The following is a 14,460-nucleotide window of genomic DNA, read 5'->3' as shown; positions in this document are numbered from 1 at the left end:
GCCCTGTGCTGCCCGGGTCTCGGTGAAGGGGACACCGCACCATGCCCGAAGTCAACCGCTCCGTGCCGCCCCCGGTCGGCGGCTGGACCCGGTTCGTCACCGCCCGGCCGCGGCTCGCGCTGCTGGCCGCCCTGGTGATCACCGCGCTCGCCGTGTTCGCCGGAAGTGGGGTGGCGGACCGCATGGGCAGCGGCGGCTGGCAAGCCCCCGACGCCGAGTCGACCTACGCGAGCGACGTGCTGGCGCGGGAGTTCCCCGAGTCCCGCCCCAACCTGCTGCTGCTGGTGGACAGCGGCCCCGCGTCCGTCGACGATCCCGAAGTGGCCGCCGAGGCGGCCCGCCTCGCGAAGCGGCTGGACGCCGAACCGGGGGTCACGGGCGTCGGGTCCTACTGGGCGACCGGATCGCCCGCCCTGCGCTCCGAGGACGGGCGCGAGGCGATCATCGCCGCCCGGATCGGGGGCGACGAGAAGACCGCCGGGGAGACCCTCGACCGGGTGGCCCCGGCGCTCGCGGGGGAGCGGGGGCCGGTGACGGTCTCGGTCGGCGGGCCCCTCGCCGTGCAGCACGAGATGCAGACCATCATTCAGGAGGACCTGCTGCGCGCCGAGTTGATCGCCCTGCCGGTGACGCTCGTCCTGCTGGTCATGGTCTTCGGCAGCGCCGTCGCCGCGATGCTGCCGCTCGCCGTCGGCATCGTCGCCATCCTCGGTACCAACGCCGTCCTGCGGGGGCTGACGGAGCTGACGGACGTCTCGGTCTTCGCGATGAACCTCACCACGGCCCTTGGCCTCGGACTCGCCATCGACTACGCCCTGTTCATCGTCCGCCGCTTCCGCGAGGAACTGGCCGGCGGGGCGGACCCCCGGACCGCCGTGGGCACGACCCTGCGGACCGCCGGGCGCACGGTGCTGTTCTCGGCGCTGACCGTGGCGGTGTCCCTGTCGGCCATGCTCGTCTTCCCCCAGTACTTCCTGCGCTCCTTCGCCTACGCCGGGATCGCGGTGGTCCTCCTCGCCGCCGCTGCCGCGTTGGTCCTGCTGCCCGCCGCCCTCGTGCTGCTCGGCCACCGGGTCGACTCCCTGGACCTGCGCCGGCTGTTCCGCCGCCGCGAGAAGGGCGCGCCCGGCCGGGGCTGGGAGCGACTGGCCGCGTTGGTGATGCGCCGCGCGCCGCTGTTCGCCATCGTCACCACCGCCGGGCTGCTGCTGCTCGGACTGCCTTTCCTGGGCGTCACCTTCGGTACGGCGGACGACCGCCAGCTGCCGGCCGACGCGCAGTCCCGGGTCGTCCAGGAGCACATCCGGGACGGCTTCCCCGGCAGCCCCGGCGGCGGCCTGGAGGTGCTGGCCGAGGGGAGGGGGACCCCCGCCGAGTACGCGGACCTGAAGGACCGGATCGAAGGGGTTCCCGGCGTCCTGCGGGTGGAGGGCCCGGTCGCCGAGGGCGCCACCGCCTACTACCACGTGCAGCCCGAGGGCGAAGCCGTCGGCGAGGCGGCCCAGCAGCTCGTACGGGATCTGAGGGCCCTGCCCTCCGCCCCCGCCCTCGACACCTCGGTGACGGGCACGGCGGCGGTCCTCGTCGACTCCAAGGACGCCATAGCCGACCGGCTGCTCTGGGCGCTGGCGATCGTCGTCCTCGTGACCCTGCTCCTGGTCTTCCTGCTCACCGGCAGTCTGCTCATTCCGCTCCAGGCGGTCGTGCTCAACGCCCTCAGCCTGACCGCGATGTTCGGAGCGGTGGTCTGGGTCTTCCAGGACGGCAACCTCTCCGGGCTGCTCGCCTTCACCAGTACGGGCGACATCGAGACGACGCTGCCGGTCCTGATGTTCTGCGTCGCCTTCGGGCTCTCCATGGACTACGGCGTCTTCCTCATATCCCGGATGAAGGAGGAGTACGACCGCACCGGCGACCACGAGCACTCCGTCACCTTCGGGCTCCGGCACACGGGCGGGCTGATCACCGCGGCCGCCGTGATCCTCGCGGTCGTGATGGTGGCCATCGGCACCTCACGGGTCACCAACACCAAGATGCTGGGGCTCGGTATCGCCCTCGCCGTCCTGATGGACGCCATGGTGGTGCGCGGGCTGCTGGTCCCCGCGGTGATGAAGCTGATGGGCCGCTCCACCTGGTGGGCTCCCGCGCCCCTGCGGACCTTCCACCGGGCGTTCGGCCTCAGCGAAGGGGAGCCGGCGCCGGCCGCGGTGAACTCCCCGGACGCCGCGGGGCCCTCGGCGGCCGAAGAGGACCCGGTCGGGCGGGGGGCCTCCGGCGGCGGGCGGCGTGCGGCCGAATCCGACACGGACCCGGAGTTCGCCGCCCCGGCGGGGCGCTGACCGGCAGTCGTGCCGGGCCCGGCACGGGGGGCACGGACGCCGGGACCGGCCCGGGAGGCGGCCCCGGGAGCCCGGCCCGGGAGCAGTGCGGAGCGGGTGGAGAGGCGGGGAAACCCGTTCGGAAACAGTGCTGGGGGAGGCCGGGAAAGGGCCCGTGGAGGGCGCTGGAAGGGGCGTGCGCCACGGAACGGGTGGGTCGGAGGGGGCGTGGCCGTCCCTCGGTCCCCAGGGCGGCAGAGGGGTGCCAGTGACTTCGCTGAAAGGGCTCTGACCTGGGATTTCATGGTCCGTCTCCGTAGAATCGCCCCATCGGAAAAGGGGGGCCGGATGGACCGGAACGTACGCACGACCGACAATGTGCTGGCGCTGATGGACGGGCTGTTCGCACCGGAGGCGGACCGCTGGACGGAGGGCGGGGCGGCCTGGTGGGACGGCTTCTACGCCGACCGGACCAGGACTGTTCCGTTCTTCGTGGAGAAGCCCGACGAGAGCCTCGACGCGTATGTCCGGCGGGGTCCGATCGCCCCGGGGCGCGCACTCGACCTCGGTTGCGGGCCCGGCCGCAACGCACTGCACCTGGCGGCGCTCGGCTTCGACGTCGACGCGGTCGACCTCTCCCCGGCCGCGATCGGCTGGGCCCGTGAACGGGCCGCCAAAGCGCCCGCCGGGGCCGGCGAGGTCCGGTTTCACCGCGGCGACGCGTTCGTGCTGACCGCGCCCGGGGCCGCCCTCGACGGACCCTACGACCTGATCAACGACTCCGGCTGCTTCCACCACCTGCCGCCCCACCGGCGCATCAGCTACCTCGCCCTGGTGGAGCGCTGCCTCGCGCCCGGCGGCCACTTCGTCCTCACCTGCTTCGCCGCCGGGGAGGGCGGCATGGGGTCGGAACTGCCGGACGCCGAGCTGTACCGGACGGGCGGTCTCCAGGGCGGACTCGCCTACTCCGCCGAGGCGTTGCGCGGCATCTTCTCGGACCTGACCGAGATCGACCTGCGCCGGATGAACGACGAGGACCCCGAGTCCCCGCTCTTCGGCGAGCCGTTCCTCTGGGCGGGCCTCTTCCGCAAGGCCGCCCAGGGGTAAGGGACTTGTGCGGTCCACCCGCGGCCGGGGGCCGTGCGGACCGCCCGCGGGTGACGGGCCGGTCGGCGCGGCCCCGGGCCTCAGCGGCCCCGGTTGCGGGGGCGGGAGGCGACCCAGGCGCGAACGGTGTCCCCGTACCAGTACGGTCTGCCGTTGCGCACCTCGTCGGGCGGAGGCAGGAGCCCGTGCTTGCGGTAGGAGCGGACGGTGTCCGGCTGTACCTGGATGTGCGCGGCAATGTCCTTGTAGGACCACAGCGTTCTGTCCGTCATCAGTGACACCTCTCTGCGCCTCGTCGTGCTGATGGCTGATGATCACTCAGTCCCCGACCGGGCCGGGGTCCCCGCGCGGCGGGTGGGGCGGGGCTGTCGATCAGCCGTGACGGAAAGCCCGCGTAACGGAGATATCTGTGTCCAAACGGTTACTCCTGTGACAGAAAGGGTGAACGGGGACCGGTGTTGCGAGGCGCGGTCCTGGGCGGAGTGGGCGGGGCACGGGCGTGTCAGACCCGGGCGTCACGATGGAGGGCATGAGCAATGCCGAACGCCCCATGCCCCCGCTGGACGCCGACGAGCGCGCCACCCTGGCGGGCTGGCTCGACTTCTACCGCGCCACCCTCGCGCAGAAATGCGCGGACCTGTCCGAGGAGGGGTTGCGCGAGACGCCCGCCGCCCCCTCGCCGATCACCCTCCTCGGGTTGCTCCAGCACCTGGCGGAGGTCGAGCGGAACTGGTTCCGCCGGGTGCTCGCGCAGGAGGACGTCCCGTCGTTCTTCCCGCCCCCGGCCGGCGGCGGGGGCGCGGACCAGGGGCGCGAAGGGGGCTGGGAGGTCGCCGAGGACGCCACCTACGAGCAGGCGCTGGCGCGCTGGGAGGCGGAGGTGGCCGCGGCCCGGGAGAACTGCGCGGCGCGGGCGCTCGACGACACCAGCCCGTTCATGGGCGGCGCGCGGGTCACGCTGCGCTGGATCTACACCCACATGATCGGCGAGTACGCCCGGCACTGCGGCCACGCCGACCTGATCCGCGAACGGATCGACGGCCGTACGGGGGTCTGACGGCCGCACGGGCTGAGGACCGTACGTGGGGCTGAGGACCCGTACGGGGCCGGGGGCCGCCGGTGCGAGGGGGGCCCGGCCCGCTCCCGCGCCCGCGGCTCCCGGATCAGAGGGGTGAGCCGGGGCGTCCGCAGGAGCGGAGGAACGCCCGGGTCCGGCGGGCGATGGGAAGCGGCCGGTCCGGGGGGCACGGGTACATGTCCTGCTCCACGATCGCGAACAGGTCGACGTCCAGGGCGCGGGCCGCGTCCAGGACCGGCTCCAGTGCGGGGATCCCGCCGGGCGGCTCGCACATCACGCCCCGCGCCACCGCCGGACCGAAGGGCACCCCGTCCGCCACCACCTCCGCCAGGACCTCTGGGTCGACCTGCTTGAGGTGGAGGTAGCCGATGCGCTCCCCGTACGTCTCGATGAGCCGGACGGCGTCGCCGCCGCAGTAGGCGTAGTGCCCGGTGTCCAGGCAGAGCGAGACGAGGTCCGGGTCGGTGGCGTCGAGGAAGCGGTGGACGTTCTCCTCGGTGTCGATGTGGGTGTCGGCGTGCGGGTGGACGACGACGCGCAGCCCGAACCGTTCCCGCACCTCCCGTGCCAGCCGTTCCGTCTGCGTGGTCAGGTCACGCCACTGCGCGGGGGTGAGGGTGCGGTCCTCCAGCACCTCGCCCGTCTTGTCGTCGCGCCAGAAGGACGGGATGACGACCAGGTGCTCGGCGCCCATGGCCTGCGTCAGCCGGGCGATGTCCGCGACATGCGCCCATGTGCGGTCCCAGACCTCCGGGCCGTGGTGCAACCCGGTGAAAACGGTCCCGGCGGAGACCGCGAGCCCCCGGCTGCGGGTCTCGTCCGTCAACCGGGCCGGGTCGGTGGGCAGATAGCCGTACGGGCCCAGCTCGATCCAGGCGTATCCGGCCTCCGCGACCTCGTCGAGGAAGCGGTGCCAGGGCACCTGCCGCGGGTCGTCGGGGAACCACACTCCCCAGGAGTCGGGGGCCGAGCCGATGCGGATACGGGCCGAGGGCTGGACGGAGGGGGTCATAACGCCCAGCCTCACGGCCCGCGCGGAAGGGTGTCAAGAGCACGTCCTTATGTCCGGACAACATATTGACAGGGCTCCCGGGAGGGGGCTAGACCTGGGACCAGCCGGCCGTCGGCGGGTCGAAGGGATGCGCATGCCTGAGCCGTACGACGTGATCACCATGGGGCGGATCGGGGTGGACCTCTACCCGCTGGAGGTCGGGGTGCCGCTCGCCCGGGTCGAGACGTTCGGCAAGTTCCTCGGCGGTTCCCCGACGAACGTCGCGGTCGCGGCCTCCCGGCTGGGGCGGCGCACGGCCGTCATCACCCGGACCGGCGAGGACGCCTTCGGCGCCTACCTCCGCCAGGAACTGGAACGGTTCGGCGTGGACCCCCGGTGGGCGACGGCGGTGGCGGAGTACCCGACGCCGGTCACCTTCTGCGAGATCTTCCCGCCGGACGACTTCCCCCTCCACTTCTACCGGCGGCCCAAGGCTCCCGACCTGGAGATCCACACCCCGGACCTGGACCTGGTCGCGGTGCGCGACGCCAGGATCTTCTGGATGACGGGCACCGGGCTCTCCGCCGAGCCGAGCCGTACCGCCACGCTCGCCGCCCTCGCCGCGCGGTCCGGCCGCCCGGCGGGCCCGGGGCGTACGGCGACGGTCTTCGACCTCGACTGGCGGCCCGTGTTCTGGGAGGAGGGCGACGACGGCGGCGAGGCGCCCGCGCGGTACCGCGAGGCGCTGGCCCACGCCACGGTCGCCGTCGGCAACGTCGAGGAGTGCGCCGTCGCGACCGGCGAACGCGAACCGTACGCCGCGGCCCGCGCCCTGCTGGCCGCCGGGGTGGAGCTCGCCGTCGTCAAACAGGGCCCGCGGGGCGTGCTCGCCGTCCACCGCGACGGCACCGCCGCCGACTGCCCGCCGCTGCCGGTCGAGGTGGTCAACGGCCTCGGCGCGGGAGACGCGTTCGGGGGAGCCCTCTGCCACGGGCTGCTCGCCGGGTGGCCCCTCGACCGTCTCGTGCGGTACGCGAACGCGGCCGGCGCCATCGTCGCCTCCCGGCTCGCCTGCTCCTCCGCGATGCCGTTCCCCAACGAGGTGGAGAAGGCGCTCGCGGCGGGCGCCGTCGCCCCGGACCCCGCCGACCCGGCCCGCCCACCCGCCGCGACCGGCCGGGCGGCCCCCGCCGACCGGCCGGCTCCTCCCGCCGGCCCGGCCCGCCCCGGAGCGGGTTCATGACGCCGATCGCGTCCTCCCTCTCCGCCCTCGTCAAGCTGCGCGCCGAACGGCCCGAAGCCGTGGCCGAGGCCGCCGCGCGACGGAAGCGGCGGCGGCTGGTCCGGCGTCCGGGAGACCGGCTGATGATCGTCGCGGCCGATCATCCCGCGCGCGGGGCGCTCGCCGTGGGGGACCGGTCCTTCGCCATGGCCAACCGCTTCGAACTGCTGGAGCGGCTCCGCCTCGCCCTCTCCCGCCCCGGGGTCGACGGCGTGCTCGCCTCCGCCGACGTCCTGGACGACCTGCTCCTCCTCGGCGCGCTGGAGGACAAGGTCGTGATGGGCTCGATGAACCGGGGCGGGCTGGCCGGCGCCGCGTTCGAGCTCGACGACCGGTTCACCGGCCACCGCCCCGACGACCTGGTCCGCCACGGGTTCGACGCGGGGAAGCTGCTGCTCCGCATCGACCACGACGACCCCGGATCGCTGGACACCCTGCACGCCGCCGCCCGGACCATCGACGCGATGGCCGCGCACCGGCTGCCCGTCTTCGTCGAACCGTTCCTCTGCCGCCGCGTCGACGGCCGCCTCCGCAACGACCTGGCCCCCGCTGCCGTGGTGACCTCCATCGCCATCGCCTCGGGTCTCGCCGGGACGTCCGCCTACACCTGGCTGAAGGTCCCCGTCACCGACGAACCCGAGGCGATGGCCCGGGTGATGGAGGCGTCCACGCTGCCCGCCGTCCTGCTCGGCGGCGAGGTCGGCGACGACCAGGACGCCGCGTACGGGAGGTGGCGCGACGCGCTGCGGCTGCCCACCGTGCGGGGGCTCGTGGCCGGGCGCTCCTTGCTCTACCCGGCCGACGGGGACGTGGCGCACGCGGTGGACACCGCCGTGTCGCTGCTGGCGCGGGGAGAGGAAGGGTAGGCAGGGGACATGGACACCCACGACCATGAGCACGGACACCCCCACGGACACCCGACCGGGCACGGGCGCCGGGCCGGGCGCGAGACCGGCGGCTCCCGCTCAGCCGGCCGCCACCACCTGCCCTCCGGCAGTGCCGCGCGCGGGGCGTACGCCGTCGACATCGACCCGGGGCGGGCCGGCTGGGAGCGTTCGGCTCTGCGCGTGGTGGAGCTGGAGGCGGGCGGTGTTCACACGTTCGACACCGGCGGTAGTGAATGGATCGTCCTGCCGTTGGCCGGTGGCTGTACGGTGCGTACGGCAGGTGACGCCTTTGAACTGCTGGGCAGGGAAAGCGTGTTCAGCGGGGTCACCGACTTCGCCTACGTACCGCGCGACGCCCGGGCACAGATCGCCTCCGGCGCGGGAGGCCGCTTCGCCCTGGCAGGAGCGAAGTGCGAGCGACGACTCCCCGCTCGCTACGGCCCCGCGCCGGAGGTACCCGTCGAGCTGCGCGGCGCCGGAACCTGCTCGCGCCAGGTGAACAACTTCGCCGCCGCCGACACCTTCGCCTGCGACCGGCTGATCGCCGTGGAAGTCCTCACCCCCGGCGGCAACTGGTCCTCCTACCCGCCCCACAAACACGACGAGGACGTGCCGGGCGAGGAGTGCGAGCTGGAGGAGATCTACTACTTCGAGGTGGCGGACGGCGGGGTCGGCTACCACCGGGTCTCCCCGTCGCGCGAGGGCGGTACGGACGTCCTCGCCGAAGTGCGCGACGGGGACGTCGTCCTCATCCCCGACGGCTGGCACGGTCCCTCCATCGCCCCGCCCGGCCGCACGCTGTACTACCTGAACGTGATGGCCGGGCCGGGGGAGGAGCGCGCCTGGCTGATCCGCGACCATCCCGACCACCGCTGGATCCGCGACACCTGGCCGGGCGAGCCGATCGACGGCAGACTCCCCCTCCACACGGCGCATCCGTCGCCCGGCCCGGAGGTAATGCCTTGAGCCCGACGCGTCCCGCGCACCGCCCCGCCGACTCCCGCGGACCGACCCGCAGGCTGACCACCGCTCAGGCCCTGGTCGCCTTCCTGGCCCGGCAGTACACCGAGCGCGACGGCCGCAGGCAGCGGCTCATCAGCGCCACGTGGGGCATCTTCGGCCACGGCAACGTCGCCGGCCTCGGCCAGGCGCTCCTGGAGGCGGGGCCTTCGCGCGGTGCGGGCCCCGGCCCCGGTCACCGCATGCCGTTCCTCCAGGGCCGCAACGAACAGGCCATGGTGCACGCGGCCGTGGGGTACGCCCGCCAGTCGGGCCGGCTCTCCGCGCACGCCGTGACCACGTCCATCGGCCCGGGGGCCACCAACCTCGTCACCGGGGCCGCCCTCGCCACCGTCAACCGGCTGCCCGTCCTCCTCCTGCCCGGCGACACCTTCGCGACCCGGCCCGCCGAGCCCGTGCTGCAACAGCTCGAAGTGCCCTGCGCGGGCGACGTGTCGGTCAACGACTGCCTGCGCCCCGTCTCGCGCTACTTCGACCGGATCACCCGGCCGGAGGCGCTGATCCCGGCCGCGTTGCAGGCCATGCGTGTCCTCGCCGACCCCGTCGAGACCGGGGCCGTCACGCTCGCCCTGCCCCAGGACGTACAGGCGGAGGCGTACGACTGGCCGGAGGAGTTCTTCGCCGAGCGCGACTGGCACGTCCGCAGGCCCGCCCCCGACACCGCCGAACTGGAGGCGGCCGTCCGGGCGGTCCGCTCCGCCCGCCGCCCCCTGATCGTCGCGGGCGGCGGCATCCGGCACAGCGCCGCCGAGGAGACGCTCGCCGCGTTCACCGCCGCGACCCGCATCCCCGTCGCCTCCACCCAGGCAGGCAAGGGCGCGCTCCGCCACGACCACCCGGCCGACGTCGGCGGCATCGGCCACACCGGCACCGCCACCGCCGACGAACTGGCCCGCACCGCCGACCTGGTGATCGGCGTCGGCACCCGCTTCTCCGACTTCACCACCGCCTCCGGCACCCTCTTCGCCCACCCCGCCGTCCGCTTCCTCCACCTCAACATCGCCGCCTTCGACGCCCACAAGCTGGCCGCCCTCCCCCTGGTGGCCGACGCCCGCACGGGCCTGGAGGCGCTGACGGCGGCGCTCGCCGGACGCGGCTACCGGGTCGATCCGGCGTACGAGACGGAGTACACCGGCGCGAAGGAGGCGTGGGAGGAGCGGGTCGAGGCGTCCTTCGCCGCCCCCGCCCCCACCGCGCGCCCCACCCAGGCCCAGGTCCTCGGCCTCCTGGACACCCTCGTCACCGAGGACGACATCCTCATCAACGCCGCCGGCTCCCTCCCCGGCGACCTCCACAAACTCTGGCGGACCCGCTCCCGCGACCAGTACCACGTGGAGTACGGCTACTCCTGCATGGGCTACGAGATCCCGGCGGCGATCGGCGTCCTGCTCGCCACCAGGGCCCACGCCCCGCACCGCCCGGTCTGGGCCCTCGTCGGCGACGGCACGTACCTGATGAACCCCACCGAGATCGTCACCGCCGTCCAGGAGGGGCTGCCGCTGAAGCTGCTGATCCTCCAGAACCACGGGTACGCCTCCATCGGCGGGCTCTCCGAGGCGGTCGGCGCCGAACGCTTCGGCACCGCCTACCGCCACCGCGACGCGGACGGCGGCTTCACCGGCCCGCCGCTCCCCGTGGACCTGGCCGCCAACGCGGCCTCCCTCGGCATGCGCGTCCTGCGCGCCACGACCGTCGACGAACTGCGCAAGGCGCTCTCCGAGGCGCGCGACGCCCAGGACCCCACTTGTGTCTACGTCGAGACCGAAACGCCCGACACAGTGTCGGGCCCCCCTCCGGCACAGGCGTGGTGGGATGTTCCGGTAGCCGAGACCGCGAGCCGGCCGGCGGCGGTCCGCGCCCGGCAGGAGTACGACCGGCAGGCCGCCGCCCGCCGCCGCCACCTGTGAGACCCGCCCCGCGCCTGCCCGAAGCCTGAAGGAGCACGTCATGACGAAGACCGTCAACCACTGGATCGGCGGGAAGACGGCGGAGGGCGCGTCGGGCCAGTACGGTCCCGTCACGGACCCGGCCACCGGCGCGGTCACCACCCGGGTCGCGCTCGCCTCCGCGGAGGAGGTCGACGCCGCGGTCGCGGCGGCGAGGGCCGCGTACGCGAGCTGGGGCGCCTCCTCGCTCGCCCAGCGCACCGCCGTCCTCTTCCGCTACCGCGCGCTGCTGGACGCCCGCCGCGACGACATCGCCGCGCTGATCACCGCCGAGCACGGCAAGGTGCACTCGGACGCGCTCGGCGAGGTCGCGCGCGGCCTGGAGATCGTCGAGCTGGCCTGCGGGATCACCACCCAGCTCAAGGGCGAGCTGTCCACCCAGGTCTCCAGCCGGGTCGACGTCTCCTCGATCCGCCAACCGCTCGGCGTCGTCGCGGGCATCACCCCGTTCAACTTCCCGGCCATGGTGCCGATGTGGATGTTCCCGCTGGCCATCGCGTGCGGCAACACGTTCGTGCTCAAGCCCAGCGAGAAGGACCCCTCGGCCGCCAACCTGCTGGCCGAGCTGGCGTCGGAGGCCGGCCTCCCGGACGGCGTGCTCAACGTCGTCCACGGCGACAAGGTCGCGGTGGACGCCCTCCTCGCCCACCCCGACGTGGCCGCCGTCTCCTTCGTCGGCTCCACCCCCATCGCCCGGTACATCCACGCCACGGCCTCCGCCAACGGCAAGCGGGTGCAGGCGCTCGGCGGTGCGAAGAACCACATGCTGGTCCTCCCGGACGCCGACCTGGACGCGGCGGCCGACGCGGCGGTCTCGGCGGCGTACGGCTCCGCCGGTGAGCGCTGCATGGCGATCTCCGCCGTCGTCGCGGTCGGCGCGATCGGCGACGAACTGGTCGCGAAGATCCGCGAACGCGCCGAGAAGATCGTCATCGGCCCCGGCGACGACCCGGCCTCCGAGATGGGCCCGCTGATCACCGCCGCCCACCGCGACAAGGTCGCCTCCTACGTCACGGGCGCCGCCGCCCAGGGCGCGGAGGTCGTCCTCGACGGCACCGGGTACACCGTCGAGGGCTTCGAGGACGGGCACTGGATCGGCCTCTCCCTCCTGGACAAGGTCTCCACCGACTCCGACGCGTACAAGGACGAGATCTTCGGCCCGGTGCTGTGCGTGCTCCGCGTGGACAGCTACGAGGAGGGCGTCGCCCTCATGAACGCCTCCCCGTTCGGCAACGGCACCGCGATCTTCACCCGCGACGGCGGCGCGGCCCGCCGCTTCCAGCTGGAGGTCGAGGCCGGCATGGTCGGCGTCAACGTCCCGATCCCGGTCCCGGTGGGCTACCACTCCTTCGGCGGCTGGAAGGACTCCCTCTTCGGCGACCACCACGTCTACGGCAACGACGGCGTGCACTTCTACACCCGCGGCAAGGTCGTCACCACCCGCTGGCCCGACCCGGCGGACGCCCCCGCCGGCGTGGACCTGGGCTTCCCGCGCAACCACTGATCCCGCCCCGCCCCGTCCCCCGTCCGCGTACGCCGCGGGCGGGGGACGGCGGCCGCGCCCCCGGCGAAAAGCAGGTGCCCCGCCGCGAACGCCTCCCGCATCCTGTGACGCATGAACGACCCGACCCGGCCGACCCGCCCGGACCATCCGGACCGCCCGCCCCGCTACGAGATCCGCGCCCGGCAGACCGCCTCGACCGTCACCGTGTACCAGGCGTACCGGCCCGCCATCGGACTGCCCGCCGCGCGCGACGGACGGTTTCCGCAGGTGTGGAAGCGGGACCGGATGACCTGGATCAAGCCCAGCTTCCTGTGGATGATGTACCGCTGCGGCTGGGGCGCGAAGGAGGGCCAGGAGGTCGTCCTCGCCGTCGACATCGACCGCGCCGGCCTGGCATGGGCCCTGGCCCACGCCGAGCTCTCCCACTACGTACCCGGCGTGCACGCCGACCGGGCGGCGTGGAAGCGCGGCCTGCGGACCGCGCCCGCCCGGGTCCAGTGGGATCCCGAACGCGACCTCGGCCTGAATCCGCTCCCGTACCGCTCGCTCCAGCTCGGGCTGAGCGGCGAGGCGGCCCGGCGGTACGCCGACGAGTGGACGGTGGCCATCCGCGACGTGACACCCCTCGCCCGCGAGGTGCACGCGGCGGTCCGGGCCGGGGAGCGGGAGCGCGCCGCCGCCCTGCTGCCCGTGGAGACGCCCCTCGACCTCCCCGCCCCCCGGCCGGCGGCAGCCGCCCCCTCGGCCGCGGAGATGTGACTTTCGGCAGTGCCGGGGGGCCCGGGACCTCCGTAGCCTCTCCCCGGTGAACAGCCTTCTCCTTCCCGACAGGATTTCCGGAGCTTCCCCCCGGGGGACCGGGCCGCGCTGGGCGGACCCGGGAGGTCTCCTGGTGCCCGCCACGGCGGCGTTCGGCGCGCTGAGCCTGGTGGGGTGGTGGTGGGGCCTGCCGACCGCGATCGCCGCGTTCGCCGCCGGGCGGGGCCCGGGGCGCGGCCGGACCCTCGTCCTGTGCCTGGCCGGGGCGTTCGTCGCCGGGGCGGCGGCGATGGTCGTCGTGCCGTCCCTGCTCGCGCTCGCCACGCAGTTCGTCGCGGTCGTCGTCCTCGCCGTGCTGGTGCCCTGGTTCGTGGGGCGGTTCTCCCGCCAGTACCGGGAGCTGGTCCGGGCCGGCTGGGAACGGGCCGAACAGATGGAGCGGGAGCGGCGGTTGGTCGCCGAGCAGGCGAGACTGCTGGAGCGGGCCCGGATCGCCCAGGACATGCACGACGTGCTGGGCCACGACCTGAGCCTGATCGCCCTGTCGGCCGGCGCGCTGCAACTGGCCCCCGGCCTGGACGAAGGGCACCGGCAGGCCGCCCAGGACATCCGGGGCAGAGCCGCTGCGGCGGTGGAGCGGCTGGGAGAGGTGGTCGGCGTGCTCCGTGAGGAGAGCGAGGGACCGCCGCGGGGGCCGGGGGACCCCGACATCGCCCGGCTCGTCGGGGACGCGGCCGCCTCCGGGCTCTCCGTCGGACTGTCCGTGGACGGCGAGCCCGGAGAGGCGCTGCCGCCCGCCGTCGGGCGCGCCGCGTACCGGGTCGTCCAGGAGGGCCTGACCAACGCCGCCAAGCACGCGCCGGGCTCGCCGGTGAACGTCGAGCTCTCGCACACGGCGACCGGGACGCGGGTGACGGTCCGCAACGGGACCGCCTCCGCCCCCGCCGGAGCAGGGGCGCGGACCGGGCTGCCTTCCGCCTACACCTCCGGCCCGCTGCCCGGGCGTGGCGGACGGGGACTCATCGGGCTGGACGAACGCATCCGCCTCGTCGGCGGCACCCTCGACCACGGCCCGCGGGACGGCGGCTTCGCCCTCACCGCCCGGCTGCCCCACCACGCCCCGACCCGGCCGCGACCGTACTCCCCGACGCCTCCCGCCGACACCGGGGAAGGGCGCGCGCCCACCGGGTACCGGCTGGCCCGGACCCGCGTCCGGCGCACCCTGCTCACCGCGCTCGCCGTGCCGCTGACCGTGGGCGCGGCCCTGCTCGCCGTGGTGGGGACGTGGGAGACGGTGGCCGCCTCCCGGTCCGTCCTCGACCCGCGCGACTACGCGCGCCTGCGGGTGGGGCAGGATCGGTCGGAGGTACGGAAGGTGCTGCCGGACCGGCAGGCCGCGGAACGGCCGACCGGGACCGGGCCGGAGGAACGAGGGGTGACGTGCGAGTTCTACGCGATGACGGCGGACCGCTTCGACGACCGGTCCGGGGACGCGTACCGGCTCTGCTTCCGCGACGGCAGACTGGTCTCCCGCGACGCGCTGACGCCGTGAGCCCCCGATGAGCGGC

The 14,460-nt window shown here is 74.3% G+C and carries 12 protein-coding genes; 10 read left to right on the top strand and 2 right to left on the bottom strand.

What is annotated here, in order from left to right:
• Positions 1–41 precede the first annotated feature (41 nt).
• Complete coding sequence (locus AMK24_RS07230) at positions 42–2,339, top strand: MMPL family transporter (RefSeq protein WP_073766227.1); 2,298 nt, start codon at positions 42–44, stop codon at positions 2,337–2,339.
• A 327-nt stretch (positions 2,340–2,666) separates the two neighbouring features.
• Positions 2,667–3,425 carry a class I SAM-dependent methyltransferase gene (locus AMK24_RS07225; RefSeq protein WP_073766225.1) on the top strand — a complete coding sequence of 253 codons (759 nt, stop codon included), beginning with the start codon at positions 2,667–2,669 and terminating at the stop codon, positions 3,423–3,425.
• 80 nt (positions 3,426–3,505) lie between these two features.
• On the opposite strand, the gene AMK24_RS07220 is transcribed toward AMK24_RS07225, so the two are convergent.
• The gene (locus tag AMK24_RS07220; RefSeq protein WP_073766223.1) at positions 3,506–3,697 is read right to left on the bottom strand and encodes a helix-turn-helix transcriptional regulator; all 192 of its coding nucleotides are present in this window, start codon (positions 3,695–3,697) and stop codon (positions 3,506–3,508) included.
• 257 nt (positions 3,698–3,954) lie between these two features.
• Here AMK24_RS07220 and AMK24_RS07215 point away from each other — a divergent pair, with 257 nt between their 5' ends.
• Positions 3,955–4,482 carry a DinB family protein gene (locus tag AMK24_RS07215; protein ID WP_199876387.1) on the top strand — a complete coding sequence of 176 codons (528 nt, stop codon included), beginning with the start codon at positions 3,955–3,957 and terminating at the stop codon, positions 4,480–4,482.
• A gap of 106 nt (positions 4,483–4,588) precedes the next feature.
• On the opposite strand, the gene AMK24_RS07210 is transcribed toward AMK24_RS07215, so the two are convergent.
• Entirely contained in the window at positions 4,589–5,515 is a 927-nt protein-coding gene (locus AMK24_RS07210) for a sugar phosphate isomerase/epimerase family protein (RefSeq protein ID WP_073766219.1), read from the bottom strand.
• A gap of 133 nt (positions 5,516–5,648) precedes the next feature.
• Here AMK24_RS07210 and iolC point away from each other — a divergent pair, with 133 nt between their 5' ends.
• The 7 genes from iolC to AMK24_RS07175 all read left to right on the top strand — a co-directional run bounded on the left by iolC (position 5,649) and on the right by AMK24_RS07175 (position 14,444).
• On the top strand, positions 5,649–6,737 hold the full coding sequence (gene iolC, locus AMK24_RS07205; RefSeq protein WP_073766217.1) for a 5-dehydro-2-deoxygluconokinase: 1,089 nt from the start codon (positions 5,649–5,651) through the stop codon (positions 6,735–6,737).
• Positions 6,734–7,642, top strand: coding sequence for a Cgl0159 family (beta/alpha)8-fold protein (locus tag AMK24_RS07200; RefSeq protein ID WP_073766215.1), 909 nt, complete (start codon positions 6,734–6,736; stop codon positions 7,640–7,642). The genes iolC and AMK24_RS07200 overlap by 4 nt, the downstream gene beginning before the upstream one ends.
• Before the next feature lie 9 nt (positions 7,643–7,651).
• The gene (iolB, locus tag AMK24_RS07195) at positions 7,652–8,629 is read left to right on the top strand and encodes a 5-deoxy-glucuronate isomerase (protein WP_242435024.1); all 978 of its coding nucleotides are present in this window, start codon (positions 7,652–7,654) and stop codon (positions 8,627–8,629) included.
• A complete protein-coding gene (iolD, locus tag AMK24_RS07190; RefSeq protein ID WP_073766213.1) occupies positions 8,626–10,590 on the top strand; it encodes a 3D-(3,5/4)-trihydroxycyclohexane-1,2-dione acylhydrolase (decyclizing) in 1,965 nt (654 codons plus the stop codon). The genes iolB and iolD overlap by 4 nt, the downstream gene beginning before the upstream one ends.
• 40 nt (positions 10,591–10,630) lie before the next feature.
• A complete protein-coding gene (mmsA, locus tag AMK24_RS07185) occupies positions 10,631–12,133 on the top strand; it encodes a CoA-acylating methylmalonate-semialdehyde dehydrogenase (RefSeq protein ID WP_073766211.1) in 1,503 nt (500 codons plus the stop codon).
• A gap of 111 nt (positions 12,134–12,244) precedes the next feature.
• On the top strand, positions 12,245–12,892 hold the full coding sequence (locus tag AMK24_RS07180; protein ID WP_073766209.1) for a DUF4291 domain-containing protein: 648 nt from the start codon (positions 12,245–12,247) through the stop codon (positions 12,890–12,892).
• A gap of 133 nt (positions 12,893–13,025) precedes the next feature.
• Positions 13,026–14,444 carry a sensor histidine kinase gene (locus AMK24_RS07175; protein ID WP_073766207.1) on the top strand — a complete coding sequence of 473 codons (1,419 nt, stop codon included), beginning with the start codon at positions 13,026–13,028 and terminating at the stop codon, positions 14,442–14,444.
• Positions 14,445–14,460: the final 16 nt, after the last annotated feature.

Source organism: Streptomyces sp. CB02366, from assembly GCF_001905905.1.
Classification (GTDB): domain Bacteria; phylum Actinomycetota; class Actinomycetes; order Streptomycetales; family Streptomycetaceae; genus Streptomyces.
This window is presented reverse-complemented; position numbering and strand designations above follow the sequence as displayed.